At 74.7% G+C, this 19005-nt stretch carries 4 protein-coding genes; 3 read left to right on the top strand and 1 reads right to left on the bottom strand.

The window, feature by feature from the left end:
- Positions 1–2: 2 nt before the first annotated feature.
- From BKA14_RS15840 to BKA14_RS15830, 3 genes are read left to right on the top strand one after another with little or no spacing between them, the layout of a single operon-like run.
- Positions 3–455, top strand: coding sequence for a cobalamin B12-binding domain-containing protein (locus tag BKA14_RS15840; RefSeq protein WP_203722977.1), 453 nt, complete (start codon positions 3–5; stop codon positions 453–455).
- The gene (locus BKA14_RS15835) at positions 452–1729 is read left to right on the top strand and encodes a methylaspartate mutase (RefSeq protein WP_184951701.1); all 1278 of its coding nucleotides are present in this window, start codon (positions 452–454) and stop codon (positions 1727–1729) included. The genes BKA14_RS15840 and BKA14_RS15835 overlap by 4 nt, the downstream gene beginning before the upstream one ends.
- Positions 1730–1739: 10 nt before the next feature.
- Positions 1740–2462 carry a thioesterase II family protein gene (locus tag BKA14_RS15830; RefSeq protein ID WP_184951700.1) on the top strand — a complete coding sequence of 241 codons (723 nt, stop codon included), beginning with the start codon at positions 1740–1742 and terminating at the stop codon, positions 2460–2462.
- Positions 2463–3342: 880 nt separating this feature from the next.
- Here BKA14_RS15830 and BKA14_RS15825 read toward each other — a convergent pair.
- Complete coding sequence (locus BKA14_RS15825; protein ID WP_438861885.1) at positions 3343–18960, bottom strand: SDR family NAD(P)-dependent oxidoreductase; 15618 nt, start codon at positions 18958–18960, stop codon at positions 3343–3345.
- Positions 18961–19005 lie beyond the last annotated feature (45 nt).

Here is a 19005-nt window from a genome sequence, read left to right as displayed (position 1 = left end):
ACGTGACCGCAGGCAACCACACGCACGACCGCCCGACCGCGATCGTGTCCACCGTGGCTTCCGACTCGCACACCTGGAACCTGGTCTATCTTCAGCTTCTCCTCGAAGAGCACGGTTACGCCGTCACCAACCTCGGCGCGTGCACCCCGGACGACCTGCTCGTCCGGGAGTCACGGGACCGGCGGCCCGACGTCGTGGTGATCTCGACCGTGAACGGCCACGGACACCAGGACGGCCGGCGCGTCATCAGCGCGCTGCGGGGCTTCCCCGAGTTGTCCACCACCCCGGTGGTGATCGGCGGCAAGCTCGGCGTCACCGGCGGCGAGGGCCACAGGTACGGCGACGAACTGCTCGCCGCCGGGTTCACCCGCGTCTACGAGGAGGGTGTGGCCGGGCCGGCCGAGTTCTCCGGCTTCCTCTCCGAGGTGGCCACGATGCAGGGCGTCCCGGCATGATCGGCGCCAGACTGAGCCGCGACGGTGACACGGCCCCCCGGCCGGTGGACTTCGGGGAGTTCGTGCGCCGTCGCGGCGGGCACGGCCGCCTGGTCGTGCAGCCGCGGATGGGCTTCAGCGACCCCCGGCGGATGCGGGCCGGCCTGCGGGCCACCCGGGCCGCGCACGCCACCACCGTCGGCACCGTCACCCTGGACAGTTACACCCGCGTCGGTGACCTGCGGGCCGCCGCGCGCGCCCTGGCCGACGGCGTGCACCTCAACGGCTACCCGATCGTCAACCACGACTACGACGTCACCCGGCGCATGCTCGACGGTGTGCGCGACGACGACTTCCCGGTGCAGGTGCGGCACGGATCAGCTGTGCCCGACGACATCTTCGCGGCCCTGGTCGCGCTGCGCCTCAACGCCACCGAAGGCGGTCCGGTGTCGTACTGCCTCCCGTACGGGCGCACCCCGCTGACCGACGCCGTGCGCAACTGGCGGCGCTGCACCGAACAGTTCGCCCGGCTGCGCGACGACGGCGTCGAACCGCACCTGGAGACGTTCGGCGGCTGCCTGATGGGCCAGCTCTGCCCGCCCAGCCAGCTGGTCGCGCTCAGCGTGCTGGAGGCGCTGTTCTTCGTGCACCACGGCGTGCGCAGCGTGTCGGTCAGCTACGCCCAGCAGACCAACATGGAACAGGACCGGGAAGCGGTGTTCGCGCTGCGCCGGCTCTGCGCCGAACTGCTGCCCACCGACAACTGGCACGTGGTCGTCTACGCGTACATGGGCGTCTACCCCTGCACCCCGCAAGGCGCGGACCGGCTGCTGGAACGGGCGGCCGAGCTGACCGTCACCACCGGGTCCGAACGGCTCATCGTGAAGACGACCGCGGAGGCACGGCGCATCCCCACGGTGGCCGAGAACGTGGCGGCGCTGGAACGGGCCGGCGCGGCGCGCGGCGAGCTCCGGCCCGGCGCCGACTCCTCGACGTACGCCGAGGCGGCCGCGCTCGTGCACGCCGTGCTCAACTTGGACGCCGACCCGGGCCGCGCGCTGCTCGCCGCGTTCCGCTACGGCGTGCTCGACGTACCCTTCTGCCTGCACCCCGACAACATGGGCCGCACCCGCGGCTACATCGACAGCGACGGCTGGCTGCGCTGGGCCGACATCGGTTCCATGCCGTTGCGCGGGCTGGCCGGCCACCGCTTCCACCGGACGCTCACCTCGTCCGGCCTGCTCGACGACCTGTCCTACATCCGGCGCACCTTCGACCACGCGCCGGCCGCTTGAACGGAGTGTCATGACCAGCGCGTGGATCAGGCAGTTCCACACCGGCCGGGCGGATTCCGCCCGGCTGGTGTGCTTCCCGCACGCCGGCGGATCGGCGTCCTACTACTTCGCAGTCTCGCGGGCGCTCGCCCCCGACGTCGACGTGCTGGCCGTGCAATATCCGGGCCGTCAGGACCGCCGGCACGAACCCTGCGTCACCGACCTGCACGTGCTCGCCGACCTCGTCACCGAAGAGCTCACCCCGTACGGGGACCGGCCGTTGACCTTCTTCGGGCACAGCATGGGCGCCTCGCTCGCGTTCGAGGTGGCCCGGCGCCTGCCCGTGCCGATCACCGGGCTCTTCGTCAGCGGCCGCAGCGCGCCGACCTGCCCCCGCGACGACCGCATGCACCTGGCCGACGACCACCGCCTGATCGACGGTCTGGGCCGGATGAGCGGCACCGACGCCGCGGTGCTGGGCGACGAGGAGATCCTGCGCCTGATCCTGCCCGCGCTGCGCGGCGACTACCAGGCCGCCGAAACCTACCGCTACCGGCCCGGCCCGCCGCTGAGCTGCCCGGTCACCGCGCTGATCGGCGACCGGGACGACCAGGTCACCGAGGCCGAGGCCAAGCCGTGGGCCGAGCGCACCACCGGCCCTTTCCACCTGCACATCTTCGACGGCGGCCACTTCTACCTGAACGACCACGCCCCAGCAGTCATCACCCTGCTGCGCGACCACCTCGCCGCCTAGCTCGAACGCGGACCACGACGGCACACCATGCCCGCCCTCACGGTGCACGCTGTGCTGACCCGTCACGACCGGCACCACCTGCCTGGCCCGACCGGCTCCGCCACGTCCCCGCCGTCGAGCGGGTCATGACCGGCAACGCCGGCCTACCCCCGCGGTCCCGCGTGGCACGACGCCCCTACCGCCCTCAAACCAGGGAGCCATCACCCTGGGCGCGATCGCTGTCTTCGACCGGCACCTCACCTGCCTCATGGGGCATTCCGCTCCGCAATTGATCGCGGTCGAGGCATCGGGCCGGGTCGGGGTGTCGGTGAGCCTGGCGACCGTCGCCGGCGAGTTCCGGCAAGCCCTCGCCGAGCGCGACATCCGATGCGCTCCGGGTTCGTGTTCCAGCGGGTCTGCCCGGCCGGCAACGCCTGGACCCCGACGTCCGTGCACCGGAATGACTGTTCACGCTGTGCTTCGACGTCTGGGACACCTGCTCGCCCGCCTCGTTGGCACCTGCCCGCCAGCCGAACCCACTTCCCGCAACGCTTCCGGCGCGCAGGAAGAGGGCCATGACCAAAACCGCCGGCGGCCAGACGAAAAAGGGGATCGCCGCGCGGTCCGGTCTCAGCCGTGACGTACCCGGCGGCACCGGGTTCCGGCCGAGGGGCTGCGGGATGGTGGTGGTGTGCTTGTCCGTCCACGCCTGACGGCTGGCCCCTGCTCGGACAGCGCCTGACCTCGGCCTGCCGGCGATCGTCGCGCCCCTGCTGCCGGGGTCGTGCCGGACCACGTCGGCCGGACGTTGCCACCGGGTGTACTTCGTCGACGCCGGCGGAACCGTGCGGGAAACGAACGGCCCCCCGACTCCCAGGAGTCGGGGGGCCGTCGTGCGGTCCTACTTGAGTGAGCCGAGCTCCGCGTCCAGGATGTCGAACAGTTCGGCCGCGCTGGCGTCCGTCAGCTCGTCGGCCGCGTCGTCGCCGGCGCCGCCGGACAGGCGAGCCGCCAGGGATCGCAGACGGGCCGCCAGTTGCGCCTGCTCGCCCTCCGAAGGTGGCGCCGACTCCAGCGCCGCTTCGAGGCGGGTCAGGTCGTCCAGCAGCGACGCCGCCGGGGCCGCCTCGGCCGGGGCCAGTTCGGCCAGCAGGTGCGCGGCGACCGCCCGCGGCGTCGGGTGGTCGAAGATCAACGTGGCCGGCAGGCGCAGCCCGGTCGCGTTGTTCAGCGCGTTGCGCAGCTCGATGGCGGTCAGCGAGTCGAAGCCCAGGTCCCGGAACGGGCGGTCGGCGTCGACCCCGTCCGCACCCGCGTGCCCCAGCACCGTGGCCACGTGCGTACGGGCCAGCTGCAGCACCAGCTCCTCGCGGTCCGGACCGGCCAGCTTGCCCAGCCGCTCGGCCAGCGAAGCCGTACCGCCCGCGGCGGCGGCGCGTTTGACCGCGGCCCGGGGCCGGCGGGCCAGCCCGCGCAGCAGGGCGGGCAGGTCGTCGGCGCGGGCGCCCAGCGCGACCCGGTCCACGTGCATCGGCACCAGGTTGGCCCGTCCCGTGGCCAGGCCCGCGTCGAACAGGGCGAGCCCGTCCGCGACCGGCACGGCCGGGGTGCCGAGGCGGCGCATCCGCTCCAGGTCGGCTTCGGTGATGTCGCCGCCGAGACCGGTGCTGACCGTCCACAGCCCGTACGCCAGTGACGTGGCGGCCAGGCCGTGGTGCCGCCGGTGGTGGGCCAGTGCGTCCAGGAAAACGTTGGCCGCGGCGTAGTTGCCCTGCCCGGCCGCCAGCACCAGGCCGCCCGCCGACGACAGCACGACGAACGCTTTGAGTGCCCGGTCGCGGGTCAGCTCGTGCAGGTGCCACCCCGCGTCGACCTTGGGCGCCATCACGGCGTGCAGCCGGTCGGCGGTCAGGTCGGCGGTGAGCGCGTTGTCGGCCACCCCGGCCGCGTGCACCACCGCGGTCACCCCGTCCAGCAAACCGGCCAGGGCGTCGCGGTCGGTGACGTCGCAGGCCGCGATCCGCACCCGGGCGCCGGCCGCTTCCAGCCGTACGGCCAGGTCGGCCGCACCGGGTGCGTCCGGTCCGCGGCGGCTGGTCAGCACCACCCCGCCCGCGCCCTGCCGCACCAGGTGTTCGGCGATCAGCGCACCCAGGCCGCCGGTGCCCCCGGTGACCAGCACGGTGTCGCCGGCCGTCCACTCCACCGGCTGTTCGGGCGTTGCCGCCACCAGCCGCGGCGTGAGCAGCTTCCCGTCCCGTACGGCCAGCTCCGGCTCACCGCTGCCGACCGCCCGGGCCAGCAGGTCGTCGCCCACCACGTCGTCGGTGTCGAGCAGCACGAACCGGCCCGGGTTCTCGGCCTGGGCGGCCCGCAGCAGACCCCACACGCCGGCCGCGGCCGGGTCGACGTCGAAGCCCGGCACACCGGCCGCGTCGCGGGTCAGCACCACCAGCCGGGCCCCGGCCAGGTCGGGCCGGGCCAGGAAGCGTTGCACCAGTTCGAGCGCGGCTGCCGCGGTCGCCTTGGCACCGGTCACGGTGCCGGTGCCGGTGGGGGAGTGCACCGCGGCGACCACGGTGGCCACCCCGGCCGCGCCGTCCAGGTCGTCCGGGTTCTCGATGCGGACGATCCGGCCCGCGTCGGCCGCCGCCGGTCCGGCGTCGAGCCAGTCCACGGTGAACAGCGACCCGGCCACCGCGGCGCCCGCACCCAGCTGGTCGGGTGTCACCGGGCGCAGCGTGAGCGAGCGGACGGTCGCCACCGGGCCGCCGAAGACATCGGTGACGTCGAGGGTGACCGCACCCGGTCCGGCCGGGGCCAGCCGTACGCGGACCTCGGCGGCCCCGTCGGCGTGCAGCGACACCCCGGCCCAGGAGAACGGCAGCATCGTCGTGCCCTGGTCGGCGCCGTCGCCGGTGCCGCCGTAGCTCAGCGCGTGCATGGTGGCGTCGAGCAGCGCCGGGTGGATGCCGTACCGGCCCGCGTCGGTGCGCCGGTCCTCGGGCAGCGCCACCTCGGCGTAGACCTCGTCGCCGCGGCGCCACGCGGCCCGTAGTCCGCGGAAGACCGGCCCGTAGCCGTACCCGGCCGTCTCGAGTTCGTCGTAGAGACCGGACACGTCGACCGGTTCCGCCCCGGCCGGTGGCCACGCGGTGAGGTCGGCCGGCTCGTCGGCGGCCCCGGGGGCCAGGAATCCGTGGGCGTGCCGCGTCCAGGGCTCGTCGGCGCCGGCGTCCTCGGGCCGGGTGTGCACGGCGACCGGGCGGTATCCGCCGTGATCGGCCGGGCCCACCACGACCTGCAGTGTGCGGCCGTCCCGGGCGGGGATCGGCAGCGGCGCCTCCTGCACCAGTTCGGCCAGCTGGGGGGTGCCCAGATGCAGGCCGGCGTGCAGGGCCAGTTCGACGAAGGCGGTGCCGGGCAGGATCGTGCTGCCGTGCACGGCGTGCTCGGGCAGCCAGTCCTGGGCCCCGGCGGTCAGGCGGCCGGTGAAGACCGTGGTGTCGGCGCCGGGAACGCTGACCACCGCGCCCAGCAGCGGGTGGCCGGGGCGGGTGAGACCCATCGCGGCGGCGTCGGCGGCCGGTTCCACGGCGTCCAGCCAGAAGCGTTCGTGCTGGAACGCGTACGGGGGAAGGTCGATCTTGCGGCCTCCGGCCAGCAGCGGCTTCCAGTCGACCTCGACGCCCCGCGTCCACGCCGTGGCGACACCGGTGACAAGCGTGTGCTCCTCAGCCTGGCTGCGGTGCTGCAACGCAATGAACGTGGCGTCGTCGCTGATCTGCCGGCCCAGCCCGGTCAGGATCGCATCCGGGCCCACTTCGAGGAACGTGACGACGCCCCGGCCGAGCAGCGTGGTGACGTTGTCGGCGAACCGCACCGTGTCGCGCACGTGCCGCACCCAGTAGGACGGCGACGTCATGTCACCGGTGGCCACCACCGGGATGGCCGGCTGGTGGAACGTCAGCCCGCTGATCGCCGCGGCGAACTCGTCGAGCATCGGCTCCATCAGGTGCGAGTGGAACGCGTGTGACGTCCTGAGCCGGGTGGACTTCACACCGAGCACGTCCACGACCGCCTGCACGGCGTCCTCGGCGCCGGACAGCACCACCGAGGCGGGCCCGTTGACCGCGGCGATGTCCACGCCGTCGAGCAATTGCGCCCGTACGGCCTCCTCGCTCGCGGCGACGGCAACCATCACGCCACCCGTGGGCAGCGCCTGCATCAGCCGGGCCCGCGCGCTCACGAGCGTCTTGGCGTCCTCCAGCGACAGGACACCGGCGACATGCGCGGCGGCGATCTCACCGATCGAATGCCCGGCCACATAGTCGGGCTTGATCCCCCACGACTCGATCAGCCGGTACAGCGCCACCTCGAACGCGAAGATCGACGGCTGCGCCACCCCGGTCTGATCGATGTCACCGATGACATCAACCTTCGCCGCGGCAAAGGCCTCGGCGAACACCGGGAACCGGGCCGCCAAATCGTCGCCCATCCCGGCCCGCTGCGAACCCTGACCGGTGAACAGAACCGCCAGGGCGCCCGGTGTCACCGTGCCGGTCACACCCTCGCCGGCGTGCAGGTCCTCGGCCGAGCCGGCCAGCACGATCCGGCGGTGCTCGAGCGCGGCCCGGGTCGTGAACGACGAGTACGCCACGTCGAGCAGCGCGCCCGGCGCCGCTGTGAAGCGGGCGGTCTGGGCCTCCAGGGCGGGCCGGCTGCGGGCCGACATCGCGACCGGCACGAGCCCGGCCGGTGTGACCTCGGGCGCGCTGACCACCGCGAGCGGAGCCTGCTCGACGATGACGTGGGCGTTGGTGCCGCTCAACCCGAACGACGACACCGCCGCCCGGCGCGGCCGGTCCACCACGGGCCAGTCGACCGTGTCGGTCACCAGGTCGACCGCCCCGGCCTCCCAATCGACCATCGGCGACGGCTCGTCCACGTGCAACGTACGAGGAACCACCCCGTGCCGCATGGCCTCGACCACCTTGATGATCCCAGCCACCCCCGCCGCGGCCTGCGTGTGGCCGATGTTCGACTTGATCGAACCCAGCAGCAGCGGGATGTCACGGTCCTGGCCGTAGGTGGCCAGCAAGGCCTGCGCCTCGATCGGGTCACCCAGCGTGGTGCCGGTGCCGTGCGCCTCCACCACGTCCACGTCGGCCGCGGTCAGCCCGGCGCCGGCCAGAGCCTGCCGGATCACGCGCTGCTGGGCCGGGCCGTTGGGCGCGGTCAGCCCGTTGCTCGCGCCGTCCTGGTTGATCGCCGAACCCCGCACCACCGCAAGAATGTCGTGGCCGTTGCGCTCGGCGTCGGAGAGCCGCTCGAGCAGAAGCAGGCCCACACCTTCACCCCAGCCGGTGCCGTCGGCGGAACCCGCGAACGACTTGCACCGCCCGTCGGGGGCCAGGCCGCGCTGCTGGCTGAACTCCACGAAGATCTCCGGGGTGCTCATCACTGTCACCCCGCCGGCCAGTGCCATGGTGACCTCGCCGGACCGCAGCGCCTGGACCGCCATGTGCAGGGCCACCAGCGACGACGAGCACGCGGTGTCCACGCTCACCGCGGGACCCTCCAGCCCCAGCGCGTACGAGACCCGGCCGGACAGGATGCTGCCCGCGTTGCCGTTGCCCACGTACCCGGCCATGTCGTCCGGCACCTCGCGCAGCCAGCTGCCGTAGTCGTGGTACATGACACCGACGTACACGCCGGTCTGTGAGCCGCGGACGCTCACCGGGTCGATCCCGGCCCGCTCGAACGTCTCCCAGGCCGACTCGAGCAGCAGCCGCTGCTGCGGGTCCATGGCCAGGGCCTCGCGCGGCGAGATGCCGAAGAACGCCGGGTCGAAACCGGCCGCGTCGTACAGGAAGGAACCGTCCTTCGAGTACGTCTTGCCGGGCCGCCCCGGCTCCGGGTCGTACACCCCGGCCACGTCCCAGCCGCGGTCCGCGGGGAACGCGCCGACCGCGTCGGCACCGTCGGCGACCAGCCGCCACAATTCCTCCGGGGACGTGATGCCACCGGGGTAGCGGCAGGTCATGCCCACGATCACGATGGGGTCGCCGGTGGTCGCCGCGACCGGGACCGGGGCCGGGCTCGCGGGCTCGGCCGTGTCGCCCAGCGTGTCCAGGACGTACCGCGCGACCGCGGCCGCGCTCGGGTGGTCGAACACCAGCGTGGCCGGCAACCGCAGCCCGGTCGCCGTGTTGAGCGCGTTGCGCAGCTCCACCGCGGCCAGCGAGTCGAAGCCGAGCTCCTTGAACGCCCGCTCCGGCGGCACGGCCTCGGCCGAGGCGTGCCCGAGAACCGTGGCGACGCTGCCCCGCACCAGCTCCAGCACCAGCCGGTCGCGTTCCGCCCCGGCCAGCCCGGCCAGCCGCTGCGCCAGCGCGTTGCCGCCGCCTGGGGCGGCGCCGGCGCCGGCCGCGTTCCGGCGAGCCCGTACGCGGACCAGGCCGCGCAGCAGAGCGGGCAGTTCGTCACCCCGCGCCGCGAGGGCGGCCCGGTCGACCGGCAGCGCCACCGCCAGCGGCGTGTCAGTGCCGAGCGCCCGGTCGAACAGTGCCAGCGCGTCGGCGGTCTCGATCGCGGGGGTGCCCAGGCGGCGCATCCGGTCCAGGTCGGCGTCGGTGACCGGCCCGCCGAGGCCGGTGTCGGCCGCCCACAGCCCGTACGCGATCGCCGTGGCCGGCAAGTGGCGGGCTCGCCGGTGCCGGGCCAGCGCGTCCAGGAACACGTTGGCCGCCGCGTAGTTGCCCTGCCCGGCCGCGAGCACCAGCCCGCCCGCCGAGGAGAACAGCACGAACGCCTTGAGCGGCAGCCGCGCGGTCAGCTCGTGCAGGTGCCAGCCCGCGTCCACCTTGGGCGTGAGCACGGCACCGACCCGCTCGGCGGTGAGGTCGCCGATCAGCGCGTTGTCCGACACCCCGGCCGCGTGGATCACCGCGGTCAACGTGTCGGCATACCGCTCCACGAGCGCGCCCACGGCGTCCCGATCGGTCACGTCACAGGCCTCGATGTGCACGACGGCGCCCGCGGCGGTGAGCCGCTCGGCCAGCTCGTCCGCGCCCGGCGCCTGCGGCCCGCGCCGGCTGGTCAGCACGAGCCGTCCCGCGCCCAGGCCGGCCAGGTGCTCGGCCAGCCGCGCGCCGATGCCCCCGGTGCCCCCGGTGACCAGGATCGTGTCGTCGGCCGACCACTGCACGGCCTCGCCGCCGGCCGCCGCCACCAGCCGGGGTGCGAGCAGCCGCCCGTCGCGCACGGCCAGCTCGGGTTCGCCGGTCGCGACCGCCCGGGCCAGCACGTCGTCGCTCACGTCGTCGTCGCTGTCCAGCAGCACGAAGCGGCCGGGGTTCTCGGCTTGGGCGGCCCGCACCAGACCCCAGACCGGCGCGCTGACCACATCCGGGTCCTCGTCCGGCATCCCGGCGGCCCCACGGGTGACCACCACCAGCGGCTCGGCGTGGTCACCGGCCAGCCGCTCCTGCAGCACACGCAACGCTTCGCCCACTGCGGCGTGCACCCGAGCCGGCACGGTGAGTGCGCCGGACGCCCTGACGGCGGCGACCGCGTAGGCGGACGTTCCGGCGGGGGCCGTGACCGGCTGCCACTCGACGGTGAACAGGCCGTCGGTGGTAGCGGCGGTGGCGTTGATGCGGTCGGCGGTCACCGCACGGGAGACCAGGCGCTCGACCGACAGCACGGGCCGGCCGGCGCCGTCGGCGACCAGCATCGACGAGACTTCCGCGCCGCGGATGCGGCGGACCCGGACGCGCAGGTGGGCGGCGCCGGCCGCGTGCAGGCGGACGCCGGTCCAGGCGAACGGGAGCAGCGTGTCATCGGTGTCGTCGGCGTCGGTCTGCAGCAGGTCGGCGTGCATGGCCGTGTCCAGCAGCGCCGGGTGGATGCCGTAGCGGGCCGCGTCGGCGTGCGCCTGCTCGGGCAGCTCGACCTCGGCGAACAGTTCGTCGCCCTGTCGCCAGGCGGCCCGTAGCCCCTGGAAGACCGGGCCGTAGTGGTAACCGCGCTCGGCCAGCCGCCGGTACGCGCCTTCGACGGGCAGCGCCGTGGCCCCCGGGGGCGGCCATTCGGTGAGGGCGTCCACCGGCTCGGCGCCCGCCGGGGCCAGGAACCCGACCGCGTGCCGCGTCCACGGCGCGTCACCGGTGTCGTCGGGCCGCGTGTGCACGGTGAACGCCCGCCGCCCGGCCGGGCCGGGTGCGCCGACACCGACCTGCACGGCCACACCGCCGCGGGCCGGGAGGGTCAGCGGCGCCTCCAAGGTGAGTTCCTCCAGCAGCTCGCAGCCGGTTTCCTCGCCTGCCCGCAGCGCGAGTTCGACGAACCCGGTGCCCGGCAGGATCGCGCGGCCCAGCACCACGTGATCGGCAGTCCAGCGCTGGGTGCCGGCCGCGATCCGCCCGGTGAGCGTGAGACCGCCACCGTCGGCGGCCGCCACGACCGCGCCCAGCAGCGGGTGGTCGGCCGCGGCGAGGCCGGCGGAGCGCACGCCACCCGCCCCCGACTCGACCGCGTCCAGCCAGTAGGTGCGGCGCTGGAAGGCGTACGTGGGGAGGTCGCTGCGGTCGCCGTCACCCACCAGCGGCTTCCAGTCGACCTCGACGCCCCGCGTCCACGCCGTGGCGACACCGGTGACAAGCGTGTGCTCCTCAGCCTGGCTGCGGTGCTGCAGGGCGATGAACGTGGCGTCGTCGCTGATCTGCCGGCCCAGCCCGGTCAGGATCGCATCCGGGCCCACCTCCAGGAACGTGGTGACACCCTGATCGAGCAGCGTGCCCACGTTGTCGGCGAACCGCACGGTGTCCCTGACGTGCTGCACCCAGTACGAAGACGACGTCATGTCACCGGTGGCCACCACGGGGATGGCCGGCTGGTGGAACGTCAGCCCGCCGATCGCCGCCGCGAAGTCCGCCAGCATCGGCTCCATCAGATACGAGTGGAACGCGTGCGAGGTCTTGAGCCGCGTCGCCTTCACATCCAACGCGTCCACGACCGCCTGCACGGCCTCCTCGGCCCCGGACAGCACCACCGACGCCGGCCCGTTGACCGCGGCGATGTCCACACCGCCGGTCAGCAACGGCCGGACCACACCTTCGGGCGCGGCCACGGCGACCATCACCCCACCCGCGGGCAACGCCTGCATCAGCCGGGCCCGCGCCGCCACCAGCGTCTTGGCGTCGTCCAGGGAGAGCACACCGGCGACGTGCGCGGCGGCGATCTCACCGATCGAATGCCCGGCCAGATAATCCGGCTTCACGCCCCACGACTCGATCAACCGGTACAGCGCCACCTCGAACGCGAAGATCGACGGCTGCGCCACCCCGGTCTGATCGATGTCACCGATGACATCAACCTTCGCTGCGGCAAAGGCCTCGGCGAACACCGGGAACCGGGCCGCCAGCTCGTCGCCCATCCCGGCCCGCTGCGAACCCTGACCGGTGAACAACACGGCCAGCTTCCCGTCCGCGACGACCCCGGTGACACCGGTCCCCGCGGCGACCCCGGCCAGCCCCGAGATCATCTCGTCGGCCCCGGAGGCGACCACGGCCGCCCGGTGCTCCAGCTGAGCACGCCCAAAAGCAAGGGTTCGCGCGGCCGCGGCCAGGTCCGGCTCGCCCTCGGCACCGGCGAGGTGCCCGAGCAGCCGATCGGCCTGCCCGCGCAACGCTTCCGGCGTGTGCCCCGACAGCACCCACGGCAGCATCCCGGCCGCCGGCCCCCCGGTCGAGGCCGCCACCGGTGCTGCCGCGGGGGCCTGTTCGATGATGACGTGGGCGTTCGTGCCGCTGATGCCGAACGACGACACCCCGGCCCGGCGTGGGCGGTCGACCGCCGGCCACGGCACCGGATCGCGCACGAGGGAGACCTGACCGGCCTCCCAGTCCACCTTCGTGGAGGGCTCGTCCACGTGCAGCGTGCGGGGCACGACGCCGTGCCGCATGGCCTCGACCATCTTGATGATCCCGGCGACTCCGGCGGCGGCCTGCGTGTGGCCGATGTTCGACTTGATCGAGCCGAGCAGCAGCGGCGTGGAACGGTCCTGCCCGTAGGTGGCCAGCAAGGCCTGCGCCTCGATCGGGTCGCCCAGCGTGGTGCCCGTACCGTGGGCTTCCACGACGTCCACCGCGCCGGTGCCGAGCCCGCCGGAGGCCAGCGCGGCCCGGATCACGCGTTGCTGGGCGGGGCCGTTGGGGGCGGTCAAACCGTTGCTGGCGCCGTCCTGGTTGATGGCCGATCCACGGATCACCGCCCGCACGGGGTGGCCGTTGGCGATGGCGTCGGACAGCCGCTCGACGAGCAGCATGCCGGCGCCCTCGCCCCAGCCGGTGCCGTCGGCGGCGTCGGCGAACGACTTGCACCGGCCGTCGGCGGCGAGACCGCGCTGACGGCTGAAGTCGGTGAACGTGTCCGGTGTGGACATCACGGTCACGCCGCCGGCCAGGGCCAGCGAGCATTCGCCCTGCCGTACGGCCTGGATGGCCCAGTGCAGCGCGACCAGCGACGACGAGCAGGCGGTGTCGACGGTGACGGCCGGGCCTTCGAGCCCCAGCACGTACGCCACCCGGCCCGACACCACGCTGGCCAGGCTGCCGTTGCCGAGGTAGCCGGCCACGTCCTCGGGCACGTCGCCCAGCCGCGTGGCCCAGTCGTGGTACATCACGCCGGCGAACACGCCGGTGCGGCTGCCGCGCAGCGCGTGCGGGTCGATGCCGGCCCGCTCGAACGCCTCCCACGACACTTCGAGCAGCAGCCGCTGCTGCGGGTCCATGGCCTGGGCCTCGCGCGGCGAGATGCCGAAGAAGGCCGGGTCGAACTCGGCCGCCTCGTGCAGGAAGCCGCCCTCCTTGGAGTACGTCTTGCCCGGCCGGCCCGGCTCGGGGTCGTAGAGGCCGTCGACGTCCCAGCCACGGTTGCCGGGGAACTCGGTGATGCCGTCCTCGCCCCCGGCCACCAGCCGCCACAGGTCTTCCGGCGAGGCCACGCCGCCCGGGTAGCGGCAGGCCAGGCCGACGATGGCGATCGGCTCGTCGGTGGCCGCCGCGGTGATCGGGGCGGCGGTGACGGGCGCGGCCGCGGGCAGGGCGAGCTCACCCAGGTGCTCGGCCAGGGCCCGTACGGTCGGGTAGTCGAACGTCAGCGTGGCCGGCAGGCGCAGGCCGGTCGCCGTGGTGAGCCGGTTGCGCAGCTCCACGGAGGCCAGCGAGTCGAAGCCGATCTGCTGGAAGGCGCGCTTGGGGTCGACCGCGGCCGGGTCGTCGAAGCCGAGGACCGCCGCGACGTGCGCCCGCACGAGGTCCAGCAGCACGTCGGGACGGTCGGCGGGCGGCATCTGGGCGAGCCGGTGGGCCAGCGTGCCCTGCGGATCGGCGGCCGTGGTGGTGGCCGCGGCCCGGCGGGCGGGCCGCACCAGTCCGCGCAGCATCGCGGGCAGGTCGTCGCCTCGGCCGCGCAGGGCCTGCCGGTCGAGGCGCAGCGGCAGCACGGCGATGTGGTCGCCGGCCAGCGCGGTGTCGAACAGCGCGAGGTTCTCGGCGGGGGAGAGCGGCGTCAGGCCGGACCGTTCCGCGCGCCGCACGTCGGTCTGGCTGAGCTTGCTGCCCATGCCGGCCTCGCCGGTCCACAGACCCCAGGCCAGCGCGGTGGCGGCGAGCCCGCCGGCCCGTCGCCGTGCGGCCAGGGCGTCCAGGAACGCGTTGGCCGCGGCGTAGTTGCCCTGGCCGGCGCCGTCCAGCGTGCCCGCGGCGGAGGAGTAGAGCACGAACGCGGTGAGCGGCCGGCCCGCGGTCAGCTCGTGCAGGTGCCAGGCGCCGTCCGCCTTGGCCGCCAGCACCGTGTTCAGAGCGGTGCGGTCGAGCGTGCCGATCAGCCCGTCCGCGACCGCGCCGGCCGTGTGCACCACGCCGGTGAGGTCGGGCATCGTCTCCAGCAGCGCGGCCACGGCTCGCCGGTCGGCCACGTCGCAGGCGGCCACTGTTGCTTCGGCTCCGGCCGCTCGCAGCTCGGCCACGAGTTCCGCGGCTCCGGGCGCGTCCGGGCCGCGCCGGCTGGTCAGCACCAACCGGCGTACGCCGTGCTGGGCGACCAGGTGGCGGGCGGCCAGCCCGCCGAGCCCACCGGTGCCGCCGGTGATCAGAACCGTGCCGGAGCCCGCCCACGGCGAGTGGTCCCCGGGCGCCGGCTCGGCGGGGGCGAGGCGAGCCACGAGCAGCTGGCCGTCGCGGACGGCCAGTTCGGGTTCGCCGGTCGCCACCGCGGCGGCCAGCAGCGCGGCGTCGCCGTCACCCAGGTCGACCAGCTGGAAGCGGCCCGGATGCTCGGCCTGCGCCGTCCGGACCAGGCCCCCCAGCGCCGCGGCGGTGACGTCGGGCGCCTCGCCCGGTCGCGCCGCGACGGCGTGCCGGGTCACCACGACGAGGCGGCCGGTGCCCGGATCGGCCAGCCACGCGGTCAGCAGATCGAGCAGCGCCCCCGTACGGTCCCGGGTCGCGGCGGGCACGTCACCGCCGGCCGGATCGGCGACGACGGCCACCCACGGCGCGGCGGGGGTGCCGGCGGTCAGCGCCTCCCGCAGCGTGTCGAAGCCGGCGTGGATCGGCCCGGTCGTGGTGGCCGCCGGGGTGGGGATCGGCGCCCAGGCGACCTCGTAGAGCGCCGCGCCGGGCCGGGTGGTGGCGGCGACGGTCCGCGAGACGAACGAGCCGACGGTGGCGACTGTCGCGCCGGTCGGGTCGGTGAGCGTGATGGCGACCGCGTCGCCCGCCCCGGCCACGATGTGGGCGCGCACGGTGGTGGCGCCGGTCGCGTGCAGGGCGACGTCGGTCCAGGCGAACGGCAGCCGGGTGTCACCGCTCAGCGGTTGCCCCGTGGCGAAGTCGGTGGCGTGCAGCACCGCGTCGAACAAGGCGGGGTGCAGGCCGAACGTGTCCGCGGCGACACCGTCGGGCAGCGCCACCTCGGCGAACGCCTCACGCCCGCGGCGCCAGACCGCGCGCAGGCCGCGGAAGGACGGCCCGTAGCCGTAGCCCGCCGCGTCCAGCGTCTCGTACAGGTCGCTGACGTCGACCACCTCGGCGTCCGCGGGCGGCCAGGCGGCCGGGGAGGCGGCCGGCGAGACGGAGTCGTCCAGCGAGCCGGAAGCGTGCAGCAGCCACGGCTCCTCCGGCGACTCGGCGGTCCGGGAGTGGATCTCCACCGTACGGGCCCCGGACGTGTCCGGCTCGCCCACGACCACCTGCACGTCGGCCGCGCCGCCGGCGGTCAGGACCAGCGGGCTGTGCAGGGTCAGCTCGGCCAGCCGCGGCGTACCGGCCTCGTCACCGGCCCGCACGGCCAGCTCGACCAGGGCCGTGCCCGGCACCAGGACCGCCCCGCCCACCACGTGGTCGGCCAGCCAGGGCGTGGTCCGCGCCGACACGCGCCCGGTGAGCACGACGCTGCCACCGGGCAGCCGCACCACGGCCCCGAGCAGCGGGTGTCCGGCCGCGGTCTGCCCCAGCCCGGCCGCGTCCGACGCCGCCGGCGCGTGCAGCCAGTAGGAACGACGCTGGAACGCGTACGTGGGCAGGCTGATCCGCCGGGCGCCGCGGCCCGCGAAGTAGGCCGCCCAGTCCACGCCGGCCCCGCGGGCGTGCACAGTGGCCAGCGCGGCCACCAGCTCGGCGGCCTCGGAACGATCGCGGCGCAACGCCGGCACGAAGACGATCTCCTCGTCGGTGACGCTCCGCGCCCCCATGCCGCTGAGCACCGCGTCCGGCCCCAGCTCGAGGAACGTGGTCACGCCCTCCGCGGCCAGCGCGGCGATCCCGTCGGAGAACCGTACGCAGGCCCGCACGTGCCGCACCCAGTAGGCCGGGTCGCGCAGCTCGGCGCCGGTCGCGGGCCGCCCGGTCACGTTGGAGATCACCGGCAGCTGCGGTTCGTGGTAGTCGAGCACCTCGGCGATCTCGGCGAACTCGGCCAGCATCGGCTCCATCAGCCGCGAGTGGAACGCGTGCGACGTGTTGAGCCGGGTCGCCTTCACCCCGAGCGCGGCCACGACGGCGTCGACCTCGGACGCGACGCCGGACAGGACGACCGCGCGCGGCCCGTTCACCGCGGCCACGTCCACGCCGCCGGTGAGCAGCGGCAGCACGTCGGCCTCGGCCGCGGCCACGGCGGTCATCACGCCGCCCGGCGGCAGCGCGCCCATCAGCCGGCCCCGGCTGGTCACCAGGAGGGCCGCGTCGTCCAGATCGAGCACACCGGCGACGTGCGCGGCGGTCAGCTCGCCGACCGAATGGCCGGCCACGTGGTCGGGGGTCACGCCCCACGAGGTGACCAGGCGGTAGAGCGCGGTCTCGACCGCGAACAGCGCGGCCTGGGTGTACTCGGTGTGGTCGAGCAGGGCGCTGCCGGTGCCGAAGAGCACATCCCACAGCGAGACCTCGAGGTGCACGTCGAGGGCGGCGATCGCGTCGGCCAGGGCCTCCCGGAAGACGGGGAACGTACGGCTCAGCTCGCGGCCCATGTCGAGGCGCTGGCTACCCTGCCCGGTGAACAGGAAAGCGAGGCGACCGGCGGGCAGTGAGCCCTCCCGTACGGCGGAGGTCCGCGCACCCTCGGCCAGCGCGCGCAGGGCCTGCCGGGCCTGGTCGAGGCCGGTGGCCAGCACCACGGCGCGGCGGTCCAGCTTCGTACGGGTCACGCCGAGCGACAACCCCAGGTCGTTCAGGGCGACCGGCGTGGTGTCCAGGTGGGTCAGCAGCCGCTCGGCCTGGGCCCGCAGCGCCACGTCGTCGCGCGCGGTTACCACCAGCGGCACGGGCAAGCCGTCAGCGGGGGGCGGAGCCGAAGCCGGCTCGGTGGAGGCGGCCGGCGGCTCCTCGATGATCACGTGCGCGTTGGTGCCGCTGACGCCGAACGACGACACGGCGGCCCGGCGCGGCCGTTCCCCGGCCGGCCACGGGCGCGGCTCGGTGGCCAGCGCGACCGTGCCCGCCGACCAGTCCACGTGCGGGCTCGGCCGGTCCACGTGCAGCGTGGCCGGCAGCACCTCGCGGCGCATCGCCTCGATCATCTTGATGATCCCGGCCGCGCCCGCCGCCGCCTGGGTGTGGCCGATGTTCGACTTGATCGAGCCGAGCAGCAGTGGCTCGGCGGCGCTGTGCCCGGCGCCGTACGTGGCGATCACCGCCTGCGCCTCGATCGGGTCGCCCAGCGTGGTGCCGGTGCCGTGCGCCTCGACCACGTCGACGTCGCCCGCGGTGAGGCCCGCGTCGGCCAGGGCCTGCCGGATGACCTGGCGCTGGGCCGGGCCGTTGGGCGCGGTCAGGCCGTTACTGGCGCCGTCGGAGTTGACCGCGCTGCCCCGCACCACGGCGAGCACCGGGTGCCCGAGCCGCTGGGCGTCGGAGAGCCGCTCCAGCACGAGGACGCCGGCGCCCTCGGCGAACCCGGTGCCGTCGGCGGCCGCCGCGAACGGCTTGCACAGCCCGTCCGGGGCCAGGCCGCGCTGGCGGCTGAACGAGGTGAACGTGCCGGGCCCGGCCATCACGGCCACCCCGCCGGCGAAGGCCAGTTCGCTCTCGCCGCGGCGCAGCGACTGCACGGCCAGGTGCAGGGCGACCAGCGAGCTCGAGCAGGCGGTGTCGACGGTCAGCGCCGGGCCCTGCAGACCGAGCGCGTACGCGACCCGGCCGGACACGACGCTGGGCGCGTTGCCGGTCATCAGGTAGCCGTCGAGACCCTCCGCCGCCTCGTGCAGGCGCGGACCGTACTCCTGGGCCTCCGCACCCAGGAACACGCCGGTGCGGCTGCCGCGCAGCGTGGCCGCGTCGATGCCGGTCCGCTCGACGGCCTCCCACACGGTCTCCAGCACGAGCCGCTGCTGCGGGTCCATGGCCTGGGCCTCGCGCGGCGAGATGCCGAAGAACGCCGCGTCGAAGTCGGCGGCGTCGGTCAGGAAACCGCCGTGCCGCACGTACATCGAGCCGGGCCGGTCGGGATCGGGGTCGTAGAGCGCGTCGAGGTCCCAGCCCCGGTCGGCCGGGAAGTCGCCCAGCACGTGGCGCCCGTCGGCGACCAGGTCGCCGAGCTGCTCGGGGGAGTGCACGCCGCCGGGGTAGCGGCAGCCCACGCCGACGATCGCGATCGGCTCCTCGGAGAACGCCGGGCCGGCCGGGCCCGCGGGCGCGTCGTCCTCGCCGTCGACGGCCAGCGCGAGCAGGTGGGCCGCGAGCCGGGCCGGGGTGGGGAAGTCGAAGCCCACCGTGGGCGGCAGCGTCAGACCGCTGCTGCGGCCGAGCTCGGCCTGCAGCGCGACCAGGCCCAGCGAGTCGAGGCCGAGGTCGCGGAACGGTTGCTCGAGCTCGACCACCGGCGGCTGGTCCGGCGCGATCTGCCGCAGCACGGCCGCGGTGGCCGCGGCGACCAGCTCGGCCGCCACCCGGCGGCGCTCCGGCGGAGAAAGCGGCGTCACCCGGTCCACGAAGGAATTGGACTCGTCCATCTCCACACCCCACACATACGTCGAAAGAGAAAGAGAAAGGCGCACCGGCCC

It is taken from the genome of Paractinoplanes abujensis, assembly GCF_014204895.1.
Lineage (GTDB): Bacteria > Actinomycetota > Actinomycetes > Mycobacteriales > Micromonosporaceae > Actinoplanes > Actinoplanes abujensis.
The sequence above is the reverse complement of the archived record's forward strand: the minus strand, read 5'-3'. Positions and strand labels throughout refer to the sequence as shown.